This window comes from Pedobacter jeongneungensis (genome assembly GCF_000633455.1).
Taxonomy (GTDB): Bacteria; Bacteroidota; Bacteroidia; order Sphingobacteriales; family Sphingobacteriaceae; genus Pedobacter; species Pedobacter jeongneungensis_A.
Window position 1 is genome coordinate 271,275 of record NZ_AYMG01000023.1, and the last position, 25,080, is coordinate 296,354.

General features: G+C 40.1%; 14 protein-coding genes. 3 read left to right on the forward strand and 11 right to left on the reverse strand.

The window, feature by feature from the left end:
- The first annotated feature begins 288 nt into the window (after nucleotides 1-288).
- Nucleotides 289-3,015 carry a hypothetical protein gene (locus U859_RS0121055; RefSeq protein ID WP_025145277.1) on the forward strand — a complete coding sequence of 909 codons (2,727 nt, stop codon included), beginning with the start codon at nucleotides 289-291 and terminating at the stop codon, nucleotides 3,013-3,015.
- Nucleotides 3,016-3,123: 108 nt separating this feature from the next.
- Here U859_RS0121055 and U859_RS0121060 read toward each other — a convergent pair whose 3' ends face one another.
- From U859_RS0121060 to U859_RS0121115, 11 genes are all read right to left on the reverse strand, one after another.
- Nucleotides 3,124-4,083 (reverse strand): 2-hydroxyacid dehydrogenase, encoded by a 960-nt coding sequence (locus tag U859_RS0121060; protein ID WP_025145278.1) that lies wholly within the window; start codon nucleotides 4,081-4,083, stop codon nucleotides 3,124-3,126.
- A gap of 61 nt (nucleotides 4,084-4,144) precedes the next feature.
- Nucleotides 4,145-4,954: a DUF4249 domain-containing protein gene (locus tag U859_RS0121065; RefSeq protein ID WP_025145279.1), complete on the reverse strand. Its 810-nt coding sequence runs from the start codon at nucleotides 4,952-4,954 to the stop codon at nucleotides 4,145-4,147.
- A gap of 4 nt (nucleotides 4,955-4,958) precedes the next feature.
- Entirely contained in the window at nucleotides 4,959-7,283 is a 2,325-nt protein-coding gene (locus U859_RS0121070) for a TonB-dependent receptor (RefSeq protein ID WP_025145280.1), read from the reverse strand.
- A gap of 98 nt (nucleotides 7,284-7,381) precedes the next feature.
- On the reverse strand, nucleotides 7,382-8,578 hold the full coding sequence (locus tag U859_RS0121075) for a multiheme c-type cytochrome (protein ID WP_162800008.1): 1,197 nt from the start codon (nucleotides 8,576-8,578) through the stop codon (nucleotides 7,382-7,384).
- A 19-nt stretch (nucleotides 8,579-8,597) separates the two neighbouring features.
- Entirely contained in the window at nucleotides 8,598-10,349 is a 1,752-nt protein-coding gene (locus U859_RS0121080; RefSeq protein WP_025145282.1) for a cellulase family glycosylhydrolase, read from the reverse strand.
- A gap of 26 nt (nucleotides 10,350-10,375) precedes the next feature.
- The gene (locus tag U859_RS0121085) at nucleotides 10,376-11,782 is read right to left on the reverse strand and encodes a glycoside hydrolase family 30 protein (protein WP_025145283.1); all 1,407 of its coding nucleotides are present in this window, start codon (nucleotides 11,780-11,782) and stop codon (nucleotides 10,376-10,378) included.
- Nucleotides 11,783-11,877: 95 nt separating this feature from the next.
- Complete coding sequence (locus U859_RS0121090) at nucleotides 11,878-13,461, reverse strand: RagB/SusD family nutrient uptake outer membrane protein (protein WP_025145284.1); 1,584 nt, start codon at nucleotides 13,459-13,461, stop codon at nucleotides 11,878-11,880.
- 11 nt (nucleotides 13,462-13,472) lie between these two features.
- Nucleotides 13,473-16,619, reverse strand: coding sequence for a SusC/RagA family TonB-linked outer membrane protein (locus U859_RS0121095; RefSeq protein ID WP_025145285.1), 3,147 nt, complete (start codon nucleotides 16,617-16,619; stop codon nucleotides 13,473-13,475).
- A 259-nt stretch (nucleotides 16,620-16,878) separates the two neighbouring features.
- The gene (locus U859_RS0121100; RefSeq protein WP_025145286.1) at nucleotides 16,879-19,797 is read right to left on the reverse strand and encodes a triple tyrosine motif-containing protein; all 2,919 of its coding nucleotides are present in this window, start codon (nucleotides 19,795-19,797) and stop codon (nucleotides 16,879-16,881) included.
- A gap of 360 nt (nucleotides 19,798-20,157) precedes the next feature.
- Nucleotides 20,158-20,817 (reverse strand): GDSL-type esterase/lipase family protein, encoded by a 660-nt coding sequence (locus U859_RS0121105; protein WP_025145287.1) that lies wholly within the window; start codon nucleotides 20,815-20,817, stop codon nucleotides 20,158-20,160.
- Between the two features lie 719 nt (nucleotides 20,818-21,536).
- Nucleotides 21,537-23,612 carry an FUSC family protein gene (locus U859_RS0121115; RefSeq protein WP_025145289.1) on the reverse strand — a complete coding sequence of 692 codons (2,076 nt, stop codon included), beginning with the start codon at nucleotides 23,610-23,612 and terminating at the stop codon, nucleotides 21,537-21,539.
- 421 nt (nucleotides 23,613-24,033) lie between these two features.
- Here U859_RS0121115 and U859_RS0121120 point away from each other — a divergent pair, with 421 nt between their 5' ends.
- Both U859_RS0121120 and U859_RS0121125 read left to right on the forward strand, forming a co-directional pair.
- Nucleotides 24,034-24,678 carry a DUF4279 domain-containing protein gene (locus tag U859_RS0121120; protein WP_025145290.1) on the forward strand — a complete coding sequence of 215 codons (645 nt, stop codon included), beginning with the start codon at nucleotides 24,034-24,036 and terminating at the stop codon, nucleotides 24,676-24,678.
- A 200-nt stretch (nucleotides 24,679-24,878) separates the two neighbouring features.
- Nucleotides 24,879-25,070, forward strand: coding sequence for a hypothetical protein (locus U859_RS0121125; protein WP_025145291.1), 192 nt, complete (start codon nucleotides 24,879-24,881; stop codon nucleotides 25,068-25,070).
- Nucleotides 25,071-25,080: the final 10 nt, after the last annotated feature.

Here is a 25,080-nt window from a genome sequence, read left to right on the forward strand (position 1 = left end):
CATATCAATTTAACTCAATTAGAAAGATTCCTTCCCCGAAAGTCGGGGCAGGCTGTCGGCTGAAAAAGCCTTCTCGCAATGACGGTTTTGGCTAGCTTTGGAGTCAATTAACCGATTTAAACAATTAACCAGTTTTCAATTCTCAGTTGGCAGTTCCCCCAATGAATGAATGAACTAATGATCAATGAACCAATAATCTTTTGTAAAAAAATGTTAAACCTCTTTACAATTTAGGCGCTCTCTTTATAATTGGATATATTTACGGGCTTAGCATTTAATAACCAATCCATGAAGATTTTTAGATTACCGTTTATTATACTTTTACTTTTATCAGCGTTCAGTTTCTCTTCGTCGGCCCAAACCGATACCGTAAGTATAAATACCATCATTACTAAAACCAATAAGGTTTTAAGTGATTACCCAAGCGAAAAAATTTATCTTCATTTTGATAAACCTTATTATGCCGTTGCCGATACCGTTTGGTTTAAGGCCTACGTTACCGAAAACCAGAATTTTTTATCAGGGATCAGTAAAATCATTTATGTAGATGTAATCAATCAGAATGATTCACTCATTCAAACCATAAAATTACCGATTGCAGGTGGCTTTGCTTATGGCAATTTCCCTTTAGATCAGGTGAATTATAAACAGGGCAACTACCACATCAGGGCTTATACCCTATGGATGCTCAATAACGAAGATCCTGCCTATTTTAACAAAACTTTTTATGTGGGCGAAGCGATAGATAAAGAAGTAAAAACCCACATTACCTATAAAAACACCTCTACTGATAAGTTGGAAAAAATTGATGCAAGGGTACAATTTAAAGATGCCAACAATAAGCCCTACGCCAATAAAAATGTAAGCTGGCAGGTAGTTACGAGTTATACTGTAATTGCCAAAGGCAGAGGCACAACCGATGCCAATGGTTATTTAACCATCGCCATGAGCAATGCCCAAAAGGCAGAATATCAGTTGCAAAAAGGGCAGCTGATTACGAGTATCAATACCACTGATAAAGACTTAGCCAGTAATACATTTTCGCTAAAAAATGCCATTCTGAGTAAAGATTTCCAGTTTTTTCCTGAAGGTGGAAACTTAATTGCCGGTTTAACGAACAAAGTAGCCTTCAAGGCCATTAAAAGCGATGGTTTAGGCATCAGCTCTAAAGGAACTGTTACCGATAACGATGGTAAAACGGTAGCCACTTTTACCGCTCAACATTTGGGCATGGGCAGTTTCAATTTAGCTGCCGAAACCGGAAAAACCTACAAAGCTGCAGTTACTTATGCCGATGGCACTACCCAGAATTATAATTTACCTGCAGTTAGCCCAAATGGCGTAACCATCAGCATCGATAACAGCAATGCTGATCAGGTAGCGATAAAAATCTCGGCCAATGATGCCTTTTTTGAGCAAAACCAGGGCAAAAAGCTTTATTTAATTGCCCAGAGCAAAGGCGTAATCTGTTATGGTGCACAAACCGCGTTATCAAATAAGGAGTATAATACCACTGTGCTTAAATCTAAATTCCCTAACGGAATTGCCCAGTTTACCCTATTTAACGAGTTTGGTAAACCCTTAAGTGAAAGATTGGTTTTTGTTCAGCAAAAAAACACTATGGTGGTGGCTTTAACCACCGCTGCCCCGGCCTATGGAGTTAAGAAAAAAGTAAAAATAAATGTGGCCGCTAAAAAAGATGGCGCTCCAATAGAGGGGAGTTTTTCTGTTGCCGTTGTTGATGAAACAAAAGTTCCATCGAGCGAAGATGCAACCAGTACCATTTTAACAGGCCTGTTATTGAGCAGCGACGTTAAAGGTTATATCGAAAAGGCAAACTATTACTTTAATGCGCCAGACGCGAAGAAAAATGCTGATTTAGATGTGTTATTGCTTACCCAGGGGTACCGCAGCTTTAAATACACCGATATTATTGCTAATAAACTGCCTAAAATAGATTTCTTACCAGAACAAGGCATCGAAATCTCTGGGATATTACGTCAAAATAATGGTATTCCGGTGAGGAAAGGTGCTTTATTATTGAGTATTCCTGATAAACGTTTCAATTTGGAAGGCACTACCGACCCGGTTGGAAATTTCAAATTTTCGAACCTGGTATTTAACGATTCATCAAAAGTAACCGTTTCGGCTAAATACAACGTAAACTATAAAAACATGACCTTAAGCTTAAACGGTGCTCCGGTTCCTTCGTTAACCAGAAACTTTAGTGCAGCAGAAGAGGTTTTAAATATCGATAGTGCCTTAACGAGTTATCTGGATAATAGCAAAAGACAATATGCTTATTTACATACTTTAAAAGATGTAACCATTAAAGCTGCCGTAGTTCCAAAAGTAAGCCATAAAGATTACCCGGCACTAACCGGACTTAGTCAGATGGCCGACCACGAAATCAGTGGCGATCGTTTAAAAGGCTGTGGTTTATTAATCAACTGTTTACAGGGTATGCTGGCTGGTGTTACTTTTGTAGATAACAATTTCTATGTAAGCAGAGATTACAACCAGGGTAAAAAAATCCCGATGGGTATTTTCATCAATGGAATGAACGTTGATGTAAATCAGATCAATACGCTTGATGCCAATCAGATTGAATCGGTTGAGGTATTTTTAAGAGACGAGTTAGGTTTGGTAAACCGAGCTAACAATGTAAACGGGGTAATCGTATTTAACCAGAAAAAAGCACCAAAAGGCACCAAAATTTCGAAAGCGCAGTTAATGGATATGCTGCCTAAATATTACGAGCTAACATTCTCGCCACAGGGTTATAATAAAGAAAAACAGTTCTATTCGCCAAAATACGATGTGCCTGCAAGCATGAACCGCAACGATTTAAGAACAACCATTTACTGGAACCCTAAAGTAGTAACTGATGCCACAGGAAATGCCTCCTTCGAATATTACAACGCAGATGGCAAAGGCCAGTACAAAGTAATTATAGAAGGTATTGATGCAAACGGAAATTTAGGAAGATCGGTGTTGAAATATCTCGTAAAATAAGGGAAAGGAATTTAAAGGTTGATGGTTCATAGTTTGATAGTTTATGGTCAATATCATACTATGAACCTTTAACCAACTAGATAACTTGTATTCTCGCCATCTCCCATCTTACTTCACTTCAAATGGTAGCTTCTCTCCTTTTAAGCCCGCCAAAATATTCTTTACGATAATCTGCGCCATGGCTGCACGGGTTTCTTCAGTTGCTGAGCCAATATGCGGCAGAACAGCAACGTTTTCCATCGAAAGTAAAGGATTCTCCTTATCCATGGGTTCGGGATTGGTAACATCTAAACCTGCTCCCCAGATTATTTTTTCTTCTAAAGCTTTAATCAGGTCTTTTTCATTGTGAATGCCCCCTCTGGCCGTGTTAATGAAAATCGAGTTTGATTTCATTTGTTTAAACACCTCAAGCGTAAATTTATCTTTGGTTTCTGGCGTAAGTGCGGTATGGACAGAAAGCACATCACTTTGTGCCAAAAGTTCTTCAAAAGATACATATTTGGCACCTATTGCTTTCTCAGCCTCTTCGTTACGCGAGCGGTTATGGTAAATTACAGCCATGTTGTAGGCTCCAATGCATTTTTTGGCCATCTCTAAGCCAATCTTCCCAAGACCGAAAATACCAAGGGTTTTGCCAGTCACCTCAATACCCAGTTCGGGTGTAGGCTCATAGTTTTTCCATTCGCCTTTAATAATTTTCTTATGCGAGTAGAAGGCCTTTCTTGAAACAGCAAGCATCAATAAAAAAGCGGTATCGGCTGTTGCACCACTTAACACACCGGGTGTATTCCCGATTGGAACATTTAATGCTTTTGCTGCAGCTACATCAACATTATCATAACCTACTGAGTGTAGCGCAATAACCTTTAAATGATTACAGGCTTTCAAAAATTCAGCATTAATTTTATTCGGACCAACACTAATAAAAGCATCCTGATCCTGGCAGGCCTTAATCAGTTCTTCAGGTGTAATCTGCTGGTTTTCTTTCCATTGGGTAACCGAAATGTTGTTTTCTTCCAGTTCTTTTAATCCAACCGGAGCAATGTTGCCACTTATAAATACTTTCATGCTTTATTTAACAGTAAACCTTTTAAGGTGTTTTGGATAATACAAATTGACCTGTAAAGCATTATTTTACAGTTGCTGATAGCATCTCATAAGTATTTGCACTAAAATAGCCCAGGGCTTGATTGGAAATATTGGAAGTTGGATTAGCAGGTGTAGTACCCTGGTTTGGCCCGCGGTTAGATTGCTGACTTAAAGCATACCAATAATCGAAAATATTCGAATCAATGCACTCCATTTCTATTCTAATCTTATCGTTAGCGTTTAATTCGTCGCTGTCATGATCGTTGGTAGGAGGTTTAAAAAACAACTGAAGCCTAAGGTCGTTGCCATTCGTTAACCGATCGTTATTTACATAAAAACGTTCTGATAATACATCGTTTACGTATAAATTAAAGTGATAAAAATTGGTTTCATTGGCCGGATCTTTTAAAAATACAGCGGCAGTTTTACGCTCTCTGCCAAAGAAAAAGTTTTTAATTACGCCGATCGAATCCATTTTAACCACATTGGGCATTTTAGAACTGGCTGTATAGGTTTGTCCTTCGGCAGTAACGTTTAAACTATAAATAACACCCGGCACGCCTTTCATTTTATTAATATAGGTTCCTGGTGTTGTACCTTCTTTAAAAATATAAGTATTTCCCTTATTATCGGTTACAGTTACGCTTGCTCCCGAAACTTTTGGAAAAACATTGGCTTCGGTATAACCGATGGTTTTGCTGATCTTAATCTGCTGATCGATCAATTGATCATTTATTTTTCCTTCAATAACAATTTGAGGATCGGCGTTCTCGGTATCAATAGTAATAATTTTCTTGCAACCGGTAAAACAAAAAGTGAACAGCGAAAGGTATATAATCAGTTTTTTCATTGTTTTAAAATTTAAAGTTCCAGGTAACTGATGGAATAAGGCCAAACAGGGAAGTTTGCTGCGCAGCCGTTTTAGTCGGGTCGTTCGGATCGGTAATAAACTCGATTGAGTAGGGATTTTTCCGGGCCAGTAAATTATAAATCCCAAAATTCCAGCTCGATTGGTATTTCCTTCCAGGTTTTCCTTCTAAAGTAGCGCTTACATCTAAACGCATGTTATAAGGCATACGGCCGGCATTTCTTTGGGTATAGTAATAAGCCATTTGTCCGCCGATGCTATATTTACCTGCCGGATAAGTTACCGCATTACCCGTGCTATAAATAAAACTCGAAGAGAATGTCCAGCGCTTGGTCATGTTGTAAATGCCCACTACCGAAACATCATGTGTACGGTCTTGTCTTGCAGGGAAATACTTTCCATTATTCAGCTCGGTAAATTTACGCTCTGTGCGCGATAAGGTATAACCCACCCAACCGTTCAGTTTACCAAATTTCTTTTTGAAAAACAGTTCCATTCCATAAGCACGGCCTACACCATATAATAATTCAGATTCTACATTCGAATTGGCCAGCAGTTCTGCCGCATTTTTATAATCGATCTGGTTTTGCAACCATTTGTAATAAATCTCTCCCGAAAGTTCGTAATTATTATCTTCGATATTTTTAAAATAACCTAAAGCTACCTGATCGGCAATTTCGGGCTTAATGTTATTGCTACTCAACACATACTGATCGGTAGGCGAGCTGGAAGTGGCGTTGGTTAAAATGTGTACATTTTGTGTATTGCGGTTGTAGGACGCTTTTATTGAGTTTTGTTCGTTAAATAGATAGCTTACCGAAAAACGCGGCTCTAGGTTCAAATAGTTTTTATAAAATTTCCCTTTGGCTACATTTGCAGTTGAAACAATATCTCCATTGGCATCATAAGTACTAAAATTGCCCGGCCCCATTAAAGAGAAAGCAGCCAAACGCACACCATATAAAAAGTTTAAATGGTCGTTAACCGCCCATTCGTCAGAAATATAAGCTGCAGATTCAATGCCGTAGCGCCTTTCCTGTGTGAGCGAATTTACCTGCGATGCTTCATCGCTATCAATATCAATAGGAGAAATGCGGTGTTGTGTCGCATTTAACCCGAACCTAAGGGTATGTTTATTGCTGAAATACTGAAAATCTTCTTTAAAGTTAAAATCGCGGACCAACGAAGTGGCCTTAAAATTTGTGGCATCATTTAACAAACGTACCGTATAATTATAGTTGTTATAAATTAACGAGGTATTCGAAAACAAACGGTCGCTAAAAATATGGTTTAAACGGATGGTCGTGGTTACATTTCCCCAGTTGTTCTCAAACAGATCCTTCACACCAATATTATCTTTACCGAAATAGCCTGAAATGTAAATGGTATTTCTATCGTTGATCTTGTAATTTGCCTTTGCGTTAATGTCATAAAAATTCAGCGTACTGCCATTTACCGACGAATCTGGCGAAGAGCGTAAAAACAGATCGATATAGGTTCTGCGGAAACTCACCATAAAAGAGCCCTTATCCTTTACAATTGGTCCTTCGGCTTTTAAACGTGAAGCGATCAGCCCGATCCCGCCCTGAAATTTAAATTCTTTATTGTTGCCATCATCCATTTTAACATCTAAAACAGAAGATAATCGACCACCATATTGTGCCGGCATACCACCTTTATACAAGCTTACATCTTTAATGGCATCAGCGTTAAATGTAGAGAAAAAGCCAAGTAAGTGTGATGAATTGTACACCACGGCTTCATCCAGAATAATCAGGTTCTGATCGGCAGCACCGCCACGCACATAAAAACCGGTATTTCCTTCACCGCCCGATTTTACGCCCGGCAATAACTGGATGGTTTTTAAAATATCTTTTTCGCCCAGTAACACAGGAATGGAATTAAGCAGCTTCATATCGATCTTCTCGAGCCCCATTTGTGCACTTTTAACGTTTTCATTTTTACGGTTATTTGCACTTACTGTTACTTCTGCCAAGTCGTTTGCACTCTTTAGTTCTTCATTTAACTTGGTATCTTTGGTTAAATTGATCGTTTTAATTATTGAAGCATAACCCGTATAACTCACTGTTACCGTATAGGTTCCTTCGGGTTGTGTTAGGGCGAAGTAGCCATAATTATTGGTCAGTGTTGCAACAGTAGGGGTGCCAGAAATCTTTACAGTGGCGCCAATCAGCGTTTCGCCTGTGCCCGCATCCCGGATGGTACCACTAAGGGTAAATTTATTCTGAGCAAAAAGAACTGTACTGGAAAAAAGAAGGAGGAATAAAGCTAAGTAGTGTTTTATGGGCATATCGGCTACTATCTAATTTTAAGATGGAAACCAAATGTACGAAATCCATGTCCTTTTAATGGAAAATCATTAATTTCTTAATGTAAGTTTGGTTTTTACTACTTATTAACGGGATAAATGCCAATATGGTGTGAACGCAACAGGTAAGCGCTCAAATCATTTTTACCAGCTTGCTGAAAAGTGATTAGTTTTGAAGGTTCTTTAGGCATATGGCAATCGATACAATTGGTGGTGAGCAATCCTTTTGCCAAAGTAGCCTTGCTGTGTTTTGTAGTTTGATGACAGCTCACACACCGCTGCGAATAAATGGTTAGGTTGCCTTTTATATTTTCGTGTGTGTTGTGGCACGATTGGCACGTCATGGTTTCGCTTTTGCGGTAGCAGTTGCTACCCATCAACATGGTCGCCTGGTTGCCGTGTACATCAGGGGTTCCTCCACCAAAACCTACAAAATCCTGTTGATAGTAATCATCTAAATTATCGCCGGGTTTAAAACCAAATACCGATTTTTGCGTAACCAGGGTATTGCCAGAGTGACATACGCTGCAAGCGTCCATCTTTTGCTTGCGCGAAAGTGTTTTATAAATCGCGATGAATTTTGCTGTTTTTTCTTTAGGGTTTTCCATATGAAATACCACATGTTGTTTACCCGGCCCATGGCAGCGCTCGCAATCTATTCCATAAATTAACGAACCTTTTTCCATTTCCTCATCCATTACAAAAGCCGATTTTTGGGTCAGCTTTTTTTCTACATAAGAACCATGGCATTCGAGACAGCGACTGGTTATGCCCCTGTCGTAATAAAATCTGTCACGTGGGAAACCCGGACTAATGGCCCAGTTCCGGATACCTGAAAAATATGATAAAGGCAGTTCATAAAGTTTTTTTCCCTGCCAGTAAGCGTAAGTATAAGCTTTTTCACCTGAACCGAACTGGATATCAAACTTTTGGGTACGCACGGCTTTTCCATCCTGGTAAGCCACCTGAAAGATACCGCTGTCTCTCTTTTCGATTACGACCTTTTGATGTGCGTCAAATAAAAAGCTGTTCGAATCAGTTGCAAAAACTTTTAACAAAGCTGCATCTACCACAGGTTTAGAGGTTAAACCATGTGGACTGTGCGCATAAGATTGGGATAAATCTTTGTGGCATTTTATACAGGTAGCCGCTCCGGTATAAGCTTCACCCCTGATATCTTTTGGCAATTGATCAGCAGCATTCATGCATCTTGAAAGGATAATGATGACCACAGTCATCGACCCTAAAATTAAGAGGATACGTTTTATACCTTTCAAGATGATGTTTTGGTTAGTTTTATTTTACGAACTGAATATAGCTAAAATTATAACCTCCTGTTGTTGCCAATACTTTAATTTTTTGCTTACCTGCCTTTAAAGCAATGTTTTTGATTTCAAATGGAGCGAACTTCTTTGCATCGCCCGTATTCGGGACAGCAACAGCTTTTGCCACTTCTTTATCATCAACTAAAACTGTTATGCTACCAGCAGCATGATCTGCCGCGGCATTAATTTTTAAGGTATAAACTCCTTTTTGCGCAACATTTACCGTGTATTGCAACCATTCGCCATTTTCGATGTGGTTTACATAATACTTTTCATAATGGATCGAGTCTCTCGTGATATCTACCCCATCATTGCGGTAAATCCTGCCTCTGTTTCCAGCCGACCTTTTTCCGGTTGAAACATGATAATCGGCCGTATCCGTATCGAAATAGGCAAAACCATTTTTACCCAGGTCGTAATCTACCGCATAAATAATGCTTTTATCTTTAATTAAATTAGCCTTAAAAGGTTTAGTTTCATTGCTAAAAGGCTGACGGATCATCGCATCGATTACATCGCGGTGGATAATGGTGTTCTCCAGTTTCGAATAGATGGCCAGTTCCATTAAACCACTATATACATTGCTATCTTTCGGTTTATTGCCGCCATTGTTCATGTACCTCACCAGCGCATCGTAATTGGGATTCGATTTAATTTCCATCGGATTATTGGAACCAATTTTCTTTAAAGGCCACCATGACCAGCCAATATTATTCTTTTCCAACAGGTTGATGGCATCAGTAAACCATCCATTAGAGTTTTCTCCTGTTTCGCCCAGCCAGACAGGAACATTTTGCTCATCGCGGGCTTTTATAATGTGTGCAATTGAGTTCTGATCGTTATAATTCCAGTATTTATGGTAACTCAATACCATATTTTTATCCCAAAGTGGAAAAATACCGTTATAATTATTGCCCCAACCGTTACCTTCGATGATGATGATGTGTTTTTGGTCAACTTCGCGGATGGCCTTGGTAATTTCTACCATCAATTTTCTCAGTGGGGCATTCGTTTTTTCTTTTGTTCCGTTTTTATCTTCTGTTGGGTTTTCGAAACCATAATTCGGTTCGTTTAAGATGTCGTAAGCACCAATATGAGGTTCATTTTTATAACGTTCGGCCAATTTTTTCCAAAGTGCAATGGTTTTTTGCTGATTGGCTTCGCTATCCCATAAATACGGTTTTGATGGATCGCGGTCGGCAATGTTTACATCATTTCCCTGTCCGCCAGGTGCCGCATGTAAATCTAAAATCAGGTACATTTTATTGGCTTTACACCAGGCCAAAAGGCTATCAGTTAAAGCGAAACCTTTCACCAGCCAGGTATTCTGTCCTGCAACCGGCTCTTTATCAACTGGCAGGGTATATAAATTGTAATGCATGGGCAAACGGATGGAGTTGAAGCCCCAGCGTTTCATCGAATCGACATCTATTTTGCGGGTATGATTGGCCAGCCAGGCATCGTAAAACTCCTGGGTCTGTTTCGGTCCCATCAATTCTTCTATCCGTTCGCGGATCCTGTACTGCTGCGATTCTTTATTGATTTTTAGCATGTAACCTTCCTGAAGCATCCAGCCACCTAAGCCAATGCCACGGAGCAACACATTTTCGTCCTTTTCATTCACTATTTTTTTACCATCTGCCTTTAAAAAACCCTGACTAAAACCTGTAAATGAAATGGTGCCAAGCAGAAATGTATATAAAATTGATTTTGTAAAATTCATAAAAAATAAGGTTAGGTTTTAGATGATTACCAAATATAAGTGGCTACAGATCCTTTATCGAGTGTAGCAACAAGTGTTTTACCATTCAAGCTGATGTTAAATTCGGAAGTATTTTTGCCGCTGTTAGCAACAATTAAAACATGTTTCCCTTCGGGTGTTTTAAAAGCAACATTCGGCAGATCGGCTAAATCGTTTGTAGCGATACGTAGCGAACCGGGGCGCACAAATTTAGAAGCATGCGCAATAGCATAATAGGCCAGGTTTCTGCTGTAATTGTCTTTATCGATGGTTACTGCACCCTGGCACATGGAACAACCTCCCCTATCGGTATAAGGCTTGTTTTCAGGATCGGCTGCTAAATTCCACTCCAATACATTTTTACTCCAGTTACGTGTAGCGCCGATAATTAAACGCCTTACCGGGTTTACAATGTTGATGCCAGCGGAGTTTGGCTGTTCGACCACCATTTGCTCGGAAAAGTAAATGTTCTTATCGGGATGGGCATTATGCACATCGCTTAAGGCCTCAATTTTACCGCCGTAGAGGTGAAAAGCAGATCCATCGATATATTTTTTGGCTTCGGGATCATCTAAAATGGTAATCGGATAATCAGGCCTGTCGGCATTATGATCGTATATGATAATTTTGGTTTTGATATTGGCCTTTGCAAATGCAGGGCCGAGAAATTTCTTGACAAAAAATGCCTGATCTGGTGCAACCATTAACAAGCTTGGGTTATTGCCCGGGTGCAAGGGTTCATTCTGAATGGTAATGGCATCAATCGGAATGCCCTCTTTTTGCATCTCCTGTACGTAACGGACTAAATATTTAGCATAAACATCATAATATTCGGGCTTTAACATGCCTCCACGGGCATCATAAGTGGTTTTCATCCATAAGGGAGGAGACCATGGCGAACCCATAATTTTCAATTTTGGGTTTATCGCAAGGATTTCCTTCATTACCGGAATGACGTCCATTTTATCGGGGCCTAAATCGAATTTTGCCTGTGTTAAATCGGTTTCACCTTCGGGAAGATCATTGTAAGAAAATACTTTTTCGTTTAAATCAGATGCACCAATGCTCAAGCGGATATAGCTTACACCAATGTTATTTCCATCGGTAGCAAACAACTCTTTTAACAAGGCTGTTCTGGCCGGTGCCGACATTTTAACAATATGCTGTGCACTGCCACCGGTTAAGGCATAACCAAACCCGTCAATACTTTGAAAAGTTTCCTTTTCATTGACCATAATGGTTGGATAATTGTTTTTTGCATTCGAAAAACTCAAGCCTGTGGCTTGTTTGGCAAATAAAACGGACCGATCGGCCCTGGTTAACCAAACGTCTGCCTGGTTTTGTGCAATGGCCGAAAGTGATGAACAAGTAAGGATGCAGGCAGCTAAAAGTTGAAAGCTTTTTATAGATGGCATAGGTAAAAATATAGTTCAGATTAAAAAAACAGGAAGAAAGGTTTAACTTTCTCCCTGTTAACAATTAAACGTTAAGCGTTATAGATGATTAGCATTTATTTCGTTCCACCCCACTCTTTACTTTGAAGAAGTTTGGTATTGTTTAACTCGTTGATCGGAATTGGAAAAATTTCATTTTTACCTGCAACAAAGCCTTTTGATGCCAAAACAGTGGCCGCTTTACCCCATCTGATCAGATCAAGCCAGCGATGACCTTCGCCGGCAAGTTCTAAACGTCTTTCTTTCTCAATGTTATCCTGTGTTACAGCTACCGGATTTAAACCTACCCTTGCCCTAACTGCGTTTAACAGTTGATAGGCCCTGCTTCCTGTACCAACAGCGCCTGGGGTTGCATTCATGATTGATTCCGCTTCTAACAAATAAGTATCAGCTAAACGGATTTCATAAATATCCTGCGAGAAGTTTAAATCGAAATTGGTTCCAATTGTTGTTTTGTTTGATTGTCTGGCAATAAATTTACCAAGGAAATAACCAGTATTGTTATAACCTGGTGTATAACCCGGTCTTTTATTACCCGAACCTGCAGGTCCGTTGCCATCGTAGTTTCCGATGATGTAATTCTTCTCCAAACTATCTAAATTGGCAACAGTTGCACCGTTTCGTGGATCGAAATGAATAAAATCAAAAAACGCTTTGGTAAACACCAGGAAGCTATAACCTGAGTAATAATCAGGGGCGGCCGCATTTGGATTATATCCCCTTGGTCCGGTGATGATGTTTAATAAATTCCCCTCAGTTGCACCCGCATCATTCCAGTTCCCTAAAGATGCACCAGTGTGTACGATTTCTAAAATAGATTCACTGTTAAATTTATTAGGTACTTTCCATAAATCGGCAAAGTTTGGCAATAGTTTATAGCCATAAGTAGGATTGGCCTGTCCTGGAGTCGGTCCGTTTACTATGGCAAACTGATCTGCAGCCAGCTGGTATTTTTTCTCCCACATATAAACTTTACCCAATAAAGCCTGGGCAGCTCCTTTGGTTAAACGGCCACCTTCTGTAGCGGCAGGAACTGTATTTGGCAGCCCCGGAATTGCAGCAACCAGTTCTTTTTCTATAAAAGCATAAACATCTTCCTGAGGTACCTGGGTTACATTATACATTTCACTCACAGGAACTTCTGCCGTAAGCAGCGGAATGTTCTTAAAGAACCTTACCAAATCAAAATAGAATAATGCCCTTAACGTTTTCGCCTCAGACGTGTAACGTGCTTTAAGTGTAGCATCCATTGATATTGCATCGATTCTTGAAAGCAGAATATTTGCACGGTAAATACCAGCATAACCTTTATTCCAAAGATAAGTTTGTGGCCCAATTGCGGGGGTTAAAGTATAGTTGGAAATCACCTGAAGGGCATTGATATCAGTAGCACTACCACCACCAGCAAGCTGATCATCGCCGGCAACATCCATAATGGCTACTTTATCATATAAACCTCCGTCCTGATAACCAAACCTGTCGTAAACCGATATTAATGCAGCAAGGGCATCGGCAGGGGTTTTATAATAATTATCAACCAGGACACGTTCCTGAAAATTTACATCTAAATCTTTTTTGCATGAATTCAGTAATTGCGAACCAATCACCAATGCAAGAATATATTTTATTTTAGTTTTCATTTTTATCAATATTAAAATCCAACATTTAAACCAAATAAGAAAGAGCGTGCCTGTGGATAGGCGCCACGGTCTACACTGAATACTGCACCACCACCGGCATCACTTGTAACACCCAACTCAGGATCGTAACCAGAATATTTGGTAATGGTGAACAAGTTCTCGCTCAGCACATAAACCCTTAGTTTCTGCATTTTTAATTTTTCCGTAATTGATTTAGGGAAAGTATAGCCTAACTGGATGGTACGCAACCTGAAATAATCGCCTTTTTCAAGATAAACGGAGTTAAATTTAGAGTAGTTTCCATTTGGATCACCCTGTACAAGTCGGGGCAAGGTTGCACCCGTATTAGTTGGCGACCAGCTATCTAAAATTTTCGTTTGCCAGTTAGCCTGTGTACCGATATCTAACCTTCTTAAACCCTGGAAAATAGTATTTCCGGCAACTCCACTACCAAAAGCAGTAAAATCGAAGTTTTTGTAAGCTACATTAATGGTTAAACCATAACTCATTTTTGGTGCAGGGTTACCCAGGTAGGTACGGTCATCAACGGTAATGGCATTATCGCCGTTTAAATTGGCAAATTTCAAATCACCGGGTTTGGCATTTGGCTGTAGTTTTGTGCCGTTCGGACCAACATAACTGTCAACCTCTGCCTGGGTTTGGAATATGCCCAATGTTTGGTAACCATAAAACTCATTGTATGCCCTACCCAAAGTAGTTCTGGTAATGGCGCCCAAAGTTTGGAAACTGGCTGTATTATCTTCAATAAAGGTAACTCCTGGCAATAATTTGGTTACTTTATTTTTGAAGAAAGATGCATTTCCATTTATCCCAATGTTAAAATCACCGATTTTTTTACGGTATCCCAGTTCCAGCTCCACCCCTGTGTTTTCCATATCGGCTACGTTAGCCGCAAAAGAACCACTTCCGGTATAACCTGGTACTGGTGGGTTTTGTAAAATGCCAATTGTTTTTTTCTTGTACCAATCAAAGTTGAAGGTGATGTTGTTTAACAAGGTGGCCTCAAAGCCGATATCGGTTTGCCTGGTTTCTTCCCATTTCAGATCCGGATTTGCCGGAGCGTTCGGGCTATAACCTATTCCAATAGTTTCAGTTGTACCAAAAGTATAGTTACGCCCTGGGCCAACGGTTGGCACGAAAGAGAAATCGCCAATTAAATCCTGTCCGGTTACGCCATAGCTACCACGGATTTTCAAGAAAGTAAGCACATTGTTTTTAGGGAAAAAATCTTCCAGTGTTGGCACCCAACCCACTGACGCTGAAGGGAAATAACCGAATTTATGGTTAGCACCAAACCTGGATGATCCATCTCTTCTAATCAACGCAGTAAATAAATATTTTTCAGCGTAGTTATACTGTAACCTGGAGAATAGTGAATTTACCCTGTGGTCGGTTCCGTCCGATCCGCTTGTTGTTCTGGAAGCGGCCAAAGCATTGTATCTGAACGAAGCCTCATCAAAAGTTGTGGCCGGAATGTTTCCATAAGTACTGGTTACACCCCTGGCATTGTTATCTTTATAAGCGCCCTGACCAACCAATAAAGTAATGTTATGCTTATCGAAGGTTCTGTTATAAGATACAGTATTCTCAAAGTTATAGTTGATGATATAGTTCAGGTTTCGCGATAATGTAGCAGTAGCATTTACACCACCCGGCCCATTGCCTAAAAAGAATGCAGGTGTAAAAGTATCGCCTCCATAAAAAGCCAGTTTAGTACCCAAAGTAGAACGTACATGTAAACCTTTAATTGGCTCGATATCTACAAAAGCATTGCCGATAATGTTGTGGTCCCAGTTGTAATTACCCAATCTTGTTTTCTGGTAGGCCAAAGGATTTTTCATCTCCTGGAAACCACCAGCCGGAATCGAATAAAAATTACCGTTATCATCTTTAAATCCTAAAGGATTATTTGGATTATAAACCGAAGCAGCAGCAGTTGGATTATCAATTACGGCAGGCATAATCGGGTCTAAGTTAATTGCAGAACTCAATACGCCGCCATACTCTCTGTTGGTTTCGCCAATACCACTGGTAACTGCATGACTGTAACCTAAGTTTTCGCCTATGGTAATCCATTTTGCAGGTTTATAGGTTGAATTTAAACGGATATTGGCACGGTTGAATTTCGAAATTGGTGTGGCTACAATACCATCAATATCGGTATAACCGAATGAGGTATAAAACGTTGCCTTTTCGCTACCACCACTAATGCTTACCTCGTGATTCTGCTTTGGAGCAGCATCATTAAAAATTAGTGATTGCCAATCTGTACCTACGCCGTATGAAGCCGGATCTGCATAAGGAAGCGCAACACCAGCTGCTGAAGCTGCCTGATTTCTTACCGTGGCATATTGCGTAGCATCAAGCATTTTTAATTTTTTCGCTGGTGCCTGAGTACCATAATAACCGCTGTAGTTAATGCTGATATTACCTGCCTTACCTTTTTTAGTGGTTACCAGGATTACTCCCGAGGCTGCACGTGCACCGTAAATGGCGGCAGAAGCTGCATCTTTTAACACTTCGATCGATTCGATATCGTTCTGGTTTAAATAACCGATACCACCATTATCGATAACTACACCATCTACCACCCAAAGCGGGTTATTTTTATCGTTACCGAAAGAAGTAAACCCCCTTAAACGTACCGTAGCACTCGAACCCGGCTGACCAGATGTTGCTGCAATGGTTAAACCTGAAGTTCTTCCCTGTAATGATTGCTCGATACGTACTACCGGCTGATTTTCCAGGTCTGATGCTTTAACGCTCGAAATTGCACCGGTTACTACACTTTTCTTTTGTGTACCATAACCTACTACAACTATTTCTGTTAAATCTTTCGAATCGGCTTTAAGCGAAACATTGATACGACCGCCTGCCGGAACAGTTACGGTTTGCGTGGCCATGCCAATCAGGCTAATGGTTAATTTTCCACCCACAGGTGCCTGAATAGCGAAAACACCATTGGCATCAGTTGATGCGGCTTTGGTTGTTCCATCAAGCTTTACGGTTACGCCCGGTAATGGGTCGCCGTTTTGTTCTGTTACTTTTCCTGTTACGGGAATATCCTGTGCCAATAAGGCCATTGGAAAAACCAGGAAACAGAACATGAAGAATACGAATGTAAATCTTCCTCTCATAGAATTTAGTTTTAAGTTAATATTTGGTTAGTTAACACCGTGGGCCTTGGTAGCCCATTATTAAAATCAAATCTAGAGAGGTGCAATACAATAGCACAATTTAGCGCTACTACACAAACCATACAGCAGCCCTCAATTGAGTAAAAAAGAAAGAAATGAAGCCCTACATAAGCCCTACAAAGAGGTGTTAATATAACTGATAAACAAACACTTAAATATTTATCAAATAAATCTACTCATTTGTAACAAAAACATTGAATTAAGGGTTCTTTTGGCGGGCTATTTCGATCAGAAACTCATATAAATTGGTTTCTGGTTTAAGCTGAAGTTTTTTTCTAAGACGGTAGCGCCCAACTTCAATTGCTTTTATGGTCACATTCATCAGCTGTGCCATTTCTTTTGAAGAAAGATTCATGGATAAATAGGCACAGAATTTAAGATCGTTCTGGCTCAGGTCGGGATAAAGATCTTTAAGTTTATTAAAGAATTCGGTATTTACGTGGTTAAAATGCACGCTTAAATGATCCAGTTCCTGGTCTTTCTTTTCCACATCCCTGATCAGCCTGATGAGGTGCCTGAAACTTGGCGAACTTTCGCTGATGTCGTGGTTTTTGATTACCGTAGAAATTACTTCTTTGATCTTGGCCAGCACCTTGCCACGCTGTACCAAATGCATGGTCATGGTAGAAAGTTCTTTGTTTTTATAGTTTACATCTGCTTCCAGTTTTTCGTTCTGCAGGCGCACAATTTCTTTTTCGTTACGGTCTAATTCCAGCTGGTGGAGGTAACTCATCCGCTCCTGCTCTTTAATGTGTTTCTGCTTTTGCCACCTGATGATCAGCCTGATCAGTAAAACAATCAGTATCAGGTAAACCAGTTTCATCCAAATTGTATTATACCAGGCCGGTAAAACCACAAAGCTATAACTTACCATTACCGATTCATTACCTACATCGGTTCTTGCTTTTACATTAAAGGTGTATTTGCCTGCAGGTAAATTGGTGTAGTCTTTTTCGCTTTTAATGCTCCATTCCGACCAGTCACGATCGAAACCAACTAGCTGGTAACTGAATTTGATGTTCCTGTCGTGCTCAAACAAAGTAGAAGCATATTCGAAATGGATGGAATTCAAACTGTTTACATACTCGGGCAAACTGCTTTCATCCTGTTTATCAGCAATTACCCCCTTTTTCACAAAATAACCGCCAAAAACCATACTATCTTGTTTACCAAACAGTTTGATTGTGCCCAATAACACATTTGGTTTGGTTATATTTTCGATGTATTTATCATAATTGATGTGATAAGCACCTTTATTGGCACCGATAAATATATTGTGACTATCTAACGCGTAAATGGATTCGAAACCGCCCACCACTTTTCCATCAAGTTCGGGCAGGTAAAATATGCTGAAGGCATTTCCGCCGTCAGGTTTTCTAAAATCGATTACCCCAACTTTTTTATTGCTCACAAACCATATGTTGCCATCATTATCTTCTTTCATATACTGTATAGACACGCCGTTAAGTGCCTTACCCAACAGCTTTAACCGCACAAACCGCTTTTTTATGGCATCATACTCGTACACGCCATCAACAGTAGCAATTAAAACCCTGTTTTTTACATGGTACACGTAATTATAGAGTTTAGATGGCAATCCATCCTTGTCGGTAAACATGGTGGTGCGCAATATGCTTTTATGATCGGGCTTTAATTCTATTTTATACACCCCATGGTAGGGATGCGATGCCCAGATATGATCGGGATTGTTATTATCAGCTACAATAAAACGCAGGGTTTCTCTTAATCCTTCAATTTTACCCGCATTGGTAAAGGTACCGCCACTATATAGCAGTCGCTGCAGCCCCCAGTAAGTACCGGCAATAACCTCATTGCTCGGGTACACTTTATCTACCGTTTGGTACATCCAGGTGCCTGGTAAATTGTAAAGCGATCTGGCCATATTATCCTGGATCACAGAAGTGCCGTCCTCATGCGCCATTAGCAACTGATTGTTGATTTCGTCCAAACCCCACACCTGCCCCTTGGTATTTTTTACTTCCTCAAAATTTGCCGTAGAATAGCTTAAATCAGGTGTGGCAGCATTTAGTTTGGCCGTATATAAACCGTTTGAAGTACCGATATAAATCGATTGGTTAAACTTTCTGAAAGCATAACTGGTAATCTGTTTATTCCGGTCGGGAAAAATGTTTTTTATGGCGCTGTTAATGGCCACATAGGCAATTCCATCATCCAAAGCCAGCCACATATTCTTATCCTGATCGAGCTGGATGCCCCTCACATTGTTGTTCTGCAAACCTTCACGGTAATTGTATTTCTGCACCAGTTCGCCGCGTTTATTCATGATGTACACCCCACCTGATGTGGTGCCCACCCCGTACAAGTTTTGGTTAATCTGGCTGGCAAAATAAATCCGGTCGTTAAAAAAAACGGGATCGAGTTTCGTTTTTAAACGGCTAAGTTTATTATTGGCGATTAAAAAGAAGCCCTGTTTTAAGGTTGAAACCAGTAAAGTATCGCCTCCATATGGCAAAATTGAAGTAACGGAAAACTGTTTTAAAATGGTGTCGCTACAAAATGGCTTCCATAAATCATGGTCGAAAACCATGAGGCCCACATCTTTGGTTTGCGAAAAAACTTTATTGTTCGCCATCCCCATAAACAGCCAGGTGGCATTTACTTTGTAGCTTTTAACAACTCCATCTTTGTAATGCAAAATGGCATTAACCGACCTAAAAAATACTTCATCGTTAATGATGGAAATGTCCCAGATATCGGCCAGTTTACGCAGGTTTTCCGGGACGAGGTTTAATAAAGAGGTGTATTTTAAAATGCCATGTTCGTTCGGGTAATAGTAGCCAAATTCATCCTGTCCGCCAACGTAAATTCTGTTTTTAGAGTCGATACCAATAGAGCGGACAGAGGTATAATTGGGCAAACGGTACAGGTTCCAGTACCGGCCATTAAAGGTGAGTAAGCCTTCATTGTTGCCGAAATACAAAATGCCGTTTTTATCTTGTTTAACTTCCCAGTTCTGGATCCCGCCATTATATTGCTCGTTATTGTAATTTACAATCTGCGGAATACCCAAAAGATCCTGAGCGGAGGCTTGGGAACCAATCAGAAGGCATAAAACAGCAAGCAGAATTTTGTACATAAGGTTAGGGAGAATTAAACGCAATAATAAATATATAATTTTAATTCCGGTTAACCTTGTTAACAACCATCAAAGGAACCACGCCCTTTGAAATGAACCACCTTAGTCACCTGAGAACATCTAAGGGTAATATTATTATCCACCGATTACAATACTCAGGTGTGCTTAGATGTCTTAGGTGGTAAAAAAATAGAAAATGAGGTGTTTTAATTTGAAGCGGAACGTCAATGCAAATTGGTGTTGCTCCGGTCCCGCTTTCTCTGCAAGTCCTCACTTCGCTCGGGGCTTTTCGTTCATCCGATAGCTATCGGATCGGGGCTATAGTTGAGTGGCAGATATTAAACAGATTATAACTTTTACTTACTTTATTAAATGTGGTTCAACGGCTTTTCGCCAGATGGCATAACCCTTGGCATTCATGTGCAGCATATCTTCTACAAATAGCTCTGGTCTAAGTTTACCCTCTTTGGTTAACATCAAAGCATAAATATCAACAAAGGTGGTATTGGCTTCTCCAGCTAAAAACTTTTTGATGAGTGCATTAGATGCCACTGCTTTCTCCTTAAATTTATCCCTGCTTGGGCTTGGTTTTATCGAAATATAAACAATCGGCACCGTTGGCAGTTTTGCCCTGATGGCACGGTATAACTTAATGGTTCGGTTTAAAACGGTATCGGGTGTTACCGTATCATTTGGCAGGTCGTTTTCGCCAACATAAATCACTAGCTGTTTTGGTTGATACGGAAAAACCACATCATTTAAATAATAGGTAATATCATCAATTACTGCGCCACCTATACCACGGTTTAAGGTATTGTATTTAGCAAAAATCTGTGTGCAATCGTCCCATTTCCGGATAGATGAACTACCTACAAACAACACCGGATGAACGGGCGGTTTATACATTTGATCATACTTTTTAATGGTTTGCACATCATCCCAAAAGTTAGGTTTCTTTTGGGCAAAAGTGGTTATGGTTAAAAAAGAGAGCAGAAAAAGACTTAGGAATATTTTTTTCATATACATAAGGTTATTAAAGCGCACAATATACCAATATCCATAGTTTTGTGGGCAATTAATTGAATTTAAAGAGTGGTGAATGGTGTAAACTGGTTAATCGGTTAACTGTAAAAAGTAAATGCATTGATTACTTATATGTCTGATAGGATAAAATAGCCTGATATTACTTGCGTTTTCATTTCTTATCCATCAAGCTATCGCGTGGATATTAAATTGTAAAAATTCTTCTACCGCTCTCTGCCGCGGGGCATCAAACTTTTGAGGCATCAAAAGTATGCAAACCGAAGCGATAGCGTAGCTCATTTATATAATTAAAAACACTAAAACCTATAAATAAAATGCCTTGTCATCCGATAGCTATCGGATCCAGCAATGAGCCTTTTGCACAATCCCATGCGCATCAAAAAAACAGCGGCACTACGTTTTGTGTTCAAAATTTTCTTTTTAAAATCAAATCATCGTTTATGAACACAAAACCACTGCGTTTTAGGTTTATTAGTACCAATTTAAATGAACTGCACCTGTTTTTTTGATTTCCCGGCTCTTGGGATTGACAGCGTACTTGGTTAAAATCCGTGCTTTATTAAAGTTGGTTATTAAAATGCCTAAAACATTCTTAAAAAAAGATGTGCCCAAAAGAATTTAACATAGCTGTTGGTAAGCCTATCTGTGCTGATCATCTTAAATCTGCGGGAACAATATTTACAACTCGCCGATCATCAAGCCCTAAAAGCAGCATTAAACCTGCTAAACGCTACAGACAAAACCGCAATATGCGCCAGTTTCTGTTTCGTAGAATGATCACTTTCCTGATCAATTTCATCCGGATTCAAAGTACTATCTGGTAAGGTTGCTACCTCACTGAGGTTATTTACAATCTGGCTCACTACCGCAGGATCAGCCTGTTCGGGTTTATGGTTAAGCGAAAGGTAAATGGAAGTAATAATGGCATTGATCTGGTAAACGGTCGATTGCACACCATAAAGCGCATTAAAATCAAGGTGTTTACGCATAGGCTCCTGACTGGCCGATTCGATGGCTTCGCTTAAGGCAGATAAACTGAGGTTGGCATTTTTTCTCGCCATCCGCGAAATGTTTTCGCCCAGGTTTTCCTTCCGCTCAATAGCTACTTTTAAGTATTGTAAACAATCTTTGGTGGCTTTATTAATTTTCTCTTTCAGCTGCCTGCTGTCCCATATCGGGAAAAGATAAGTGGCAAAAATAGCGATCACACAACCCAACAAGGTAAACAGAATCCGGTCATGCACAATGTGGTCGAAATGTCCCTGATAACTGCCCAGTGTTAAAATCACCGCGGGGGTAATAAAGAGCACACTAACCGTATAATTTAGGCGGTTAAAAGCATAAAAGCCCAATAAAAAGATCACAGAAAAGGAAAGCAACACCACCGGACTCTTCACAAAATAAATGATTACCAAACCAACCACAACGCCACCAAGGCTTCCTTTTAAACGTTGCAGGTTTCGTTTCCAGGTAATCGAAAACTTCGGCCTCGCTACAATCACGAGCGTCAAAAAAAGCCAGTAGCTGTATTTACTCGGTTCCAGCTGCCAGATCAATAAGAAACCAAAAAGGAAACAAATGGCCAGCCGCAGCGAAAACCTGAAGATGGGCGATTTTAAGCTCAGGTGTTCTTTAATGGTAAAGCGATCACCGGTAATAAATAAAGGATAAGAAATCGCACCACTCAGTTCCTGCAGGTGTTTTTCGGGCGTACGCTCATTGCCCCTGATCATTTCGATGATGCGCACAATATCGTTCATGTTCGAAACCACTTTCAGCACAATTTTACGCTGGCTTTCGTTTAAACGTTCCATTTCCTGCAGCAGCATTAAACGTTTCTGGTAATATTCGATATTGGTGGCCACCTCGCCTTTATAAGCCTTTGCCGAACGAACATGCCTGCCCAGTTCTTCAAGTTCTTTTGCCAATAATTCGATCAGGTTGGCAATCAGTTTTAAACTCGGTCCGGTAGCGAGGGTATTCCGCACCAGGGCGTAATCATAATGCACTGCATTTAACTGTTCGTATAAATCGATCAGTAACCTCGCCCGCTCCAGCAACAACTGGCCTTTGGGGTTATTGGGATTCATGGCATACTTATCGGTAAGCAACAGGTTGCGGATCAGCTCATGTTTCTGGTTAACCTTGATATGCAGTTTAATGGCTTCTTTCTGTTGCAGATCGAGCGGTACATCTACATCATAATTCTTGGCTTTGGCATTTAAAAATACGGCACTGCTCATTAAACACTCAAAAATGGCATGATGCAACGAACGGTACGGCCGGATCAGAATCTGGATCAGGCTGATCACATAATACCAAACGCCTCCCACCAGAATATAACTGCTAAAATATAGCGGCCTTGCCGGGTGAAGCCCCATCACAAAGGTGCAAACAATCAAGGCCATGGTACCAATTAACGACAGTTTCTGTCCATACACCGCAAACATAGAACAACTGAAAGCGGCAATAACCACAATCACTGCAGTGAGGTACTGACTATACAATATAGATGATACCACCAAAGTAGTACAGAAAAATACAATGATACTGGATAAGGCTGTTTTGAGTTTATTTAATCGGTTATCGGGCAAATCAGTTAAACTGATCAGCAAAGCTCCCACGCCTATTCCTTTAGCTGCTTCGGGATTACCCAGATAAAAGAATAAAATAATGGGCAATACCACGGTAATGGTGGTGCGCAGCGCATCAGAAAAATACTCGCCTAAAAAGAAATATGTAATGGTAGAGCCGATGCTGTTTTTGCCCATGAATATGCTAATGAATGCTGATATTTGATAAAAGCTGCAAAGATAACAGATTTATAATGCATGCATAACAAATAGCTGCACAAAACCAAATACCAATTCGTTCTTTCGACTTTAGAAAACCATCCTGGCGCTAGTCTTAGCGCCTTAGCCCGTACAATGGCCAGACTTGTGCTTAAAATAAAATTTCAAGTTTTCCTAAAACATTGCTTCACTCCTGCTCACCAGCCCTCCCTTCGGTTCGCAATGACGAGTTAGGATTAATTACTGTTAACAGACTTACATTAAAAAGTTCGTCATCCTCGCGCACGCGGGGATCTTAATGCATTTGTACAGAGCATCCCGACATCATTTCCAATTGGTGTTCTATGGTGAGCCTCATACCTTTAATCAAAAAACCTATATTTATGCATCAAAAAAATAAATGACAGACGAACAAGCCATAACACTGATTGAAAAAGAATTTCAGGAAAAAACATTCGGGGTAACCGGGCAATATCTTGAAATTCATCAGCCAATCTACCTCAACAATAAGCTACAGATAGACCGGATTGACCGCGAGCGCAATAACCTCATTATAGCTTACCTTCCGGTGCAGGATGAGCGGTTCTATTTTGCGGTGTATATCGACCTTAATTTAGGCGAAATTATCTCTATCGAAACAGAAGCTGGAAACTGGGTTTATTTTTTTGCCACATCAGAAAGTCTTACAGAAAATGAACTAAAAGCTTTCACTACCCTATCGGTTTATGACAGCCGGAATAAAGGTGATTTAAAGAAAAACGGCAGATCAGCACATCGGTTTAGTGCCTTAAAGATTATGCTCAATACAGAACCCGACGAATTTGAAGATAAACTCAGCAAGTTGTTAATCTACCTCGAAACAGACAAAAAAGGCGTTAGGGAACTGGTAGAAAAAGCTGAAGGTTACATTCAGGTTGCCATGGAGATCCATAATGGAAATGGGATGATCGGCGGCCCGAGTATCAACAGGGAGAGCATTGCCAGAATGAATAGGCTGGGGCTTTCTATAGATTTCGATCTGTACGTTAGAGGTAAAAGTTTTTGACCACAGATGCGCACAGATTTTAATAATGACCAATAATCAAATTTCAATTTTCAAACGGCAAACTAGCCGGATTGCTTTACTTCCCCTTCGGTTCGCAATGACGACCAAACTCCGAACCCTCAATTCCAAACATAATTTAACCATTCTCAAAACAATTGCCGGTTAAAAAGAATTGTATTGATACACCAATAACATTGAATATGAAAACGAAAGTAATAATCTTAGTTGCCGCATTAGGTTTAGCCTTATCGGCATGTACTGGTAAAAAAGCTGGCGAGGAAAATGCCGACACGATGCACAAATACACCGATACCAGCAAAATGATGGATAGTACACATACCGATTCTACAGCAGATTCGACCACGAATGCTCCGGCCGATGTTAAACATTAAAAACGAATAA

Excerpts from the sequence above, each read along its gene's own strand:
- U859_RS0121055 (WP_025145277.1), top strand. The coding sequence starts at position 289 with ATGAAGATTTTTAGATTACCGTTTATTATACTTTTACTTTTATCAGCG.
- U859_RS0121060 (WP_025145278.1), bottom strand. The coding sequence starts at position 4,083 with ATGAAAGTATTTATAAGTGGCAACATTGCTCCGGTTGGATTAAAAGAA.
- U859_RS0121065 (WP_025145279.1), bottom strand. The coding sequence starts at position 4,954 with ATGAAAAAACTGATTATATACCTTTCGCTGTTCACTTTTTGTTTTACC.
- U859_RS0121070 (WP_025145280.1), bottom strand. The coding sequence starts at position 7,283 with ATGCCCATAAAACACTACTTAGCTTTATTCCTCCTTCTTTTTTCCAGT.
- U859_RS0121080 (WP_025145282.1), bottom strand. The coding sequence starts at position 10,349 with ATGAATTTTACAAAATCAATTTTATATACATTTCTGCTTGGCACCATT.
- U859_RS0121085 (WP_025145283.1), bottom strand. The coding sequence starts at position 11,782 with ATGCCATCTATAAAAAGCTTTCAACTTTTAGCTGCCTGCATCCTTACT.
- U859_RS0121090 (WP_025145284.1), bottom strand. The coding sequence starts at position 13,461 with ATGAAAACTAAAATAAAATATATTCTTGCATTGGTGATTGGTTCGCAA.
- U859_RS0121095 (WP_025145285.1), bottom strand. The coding sequence starts at position 16,619 with ATGAGAGGAAGATTTACATTCGTATTCTTCATGTTCTGTTTCCTGGTT.
- U859_RS0121100 (WP_025145286.1), bottom strand. The coding sequence starts at position 19,797 with ATGTACAAAATTCTGCTTGCTGTTTTATGCCTTCTGATTGGTTCCCAA.
- U859_RS0121105 (WP_025145287.1), bottom strand. The coding sequence starts at position 20,817 with ATGAAAAAAATATTCCTAAGTCTTTTTCTGCTCTCTTTTTTAACCATA.
- U859_RS0121115 (WP_025145289.1), bottom strand. The coding sequence starts at position 23,612 with ATGGGCAAAAACAGCATCGGCTCTACCATTACATATTTCTTTTTAGGC.
- U859_RS0121120 (WP_025145290.1), top strand. The coding sequence starts at position 24,034 with ATGACAGACGAACAAGCCATAACACTGATTGAAAAAGAATTTCAGGAA.
- U859_RS0121125 (WP_025145291.1), top strand. The coding sequence starts at position 24,879 with ATGAAAACGAAAGTAATAATCTTAGTTGCCGCATTAGGTTTAGCCTTA.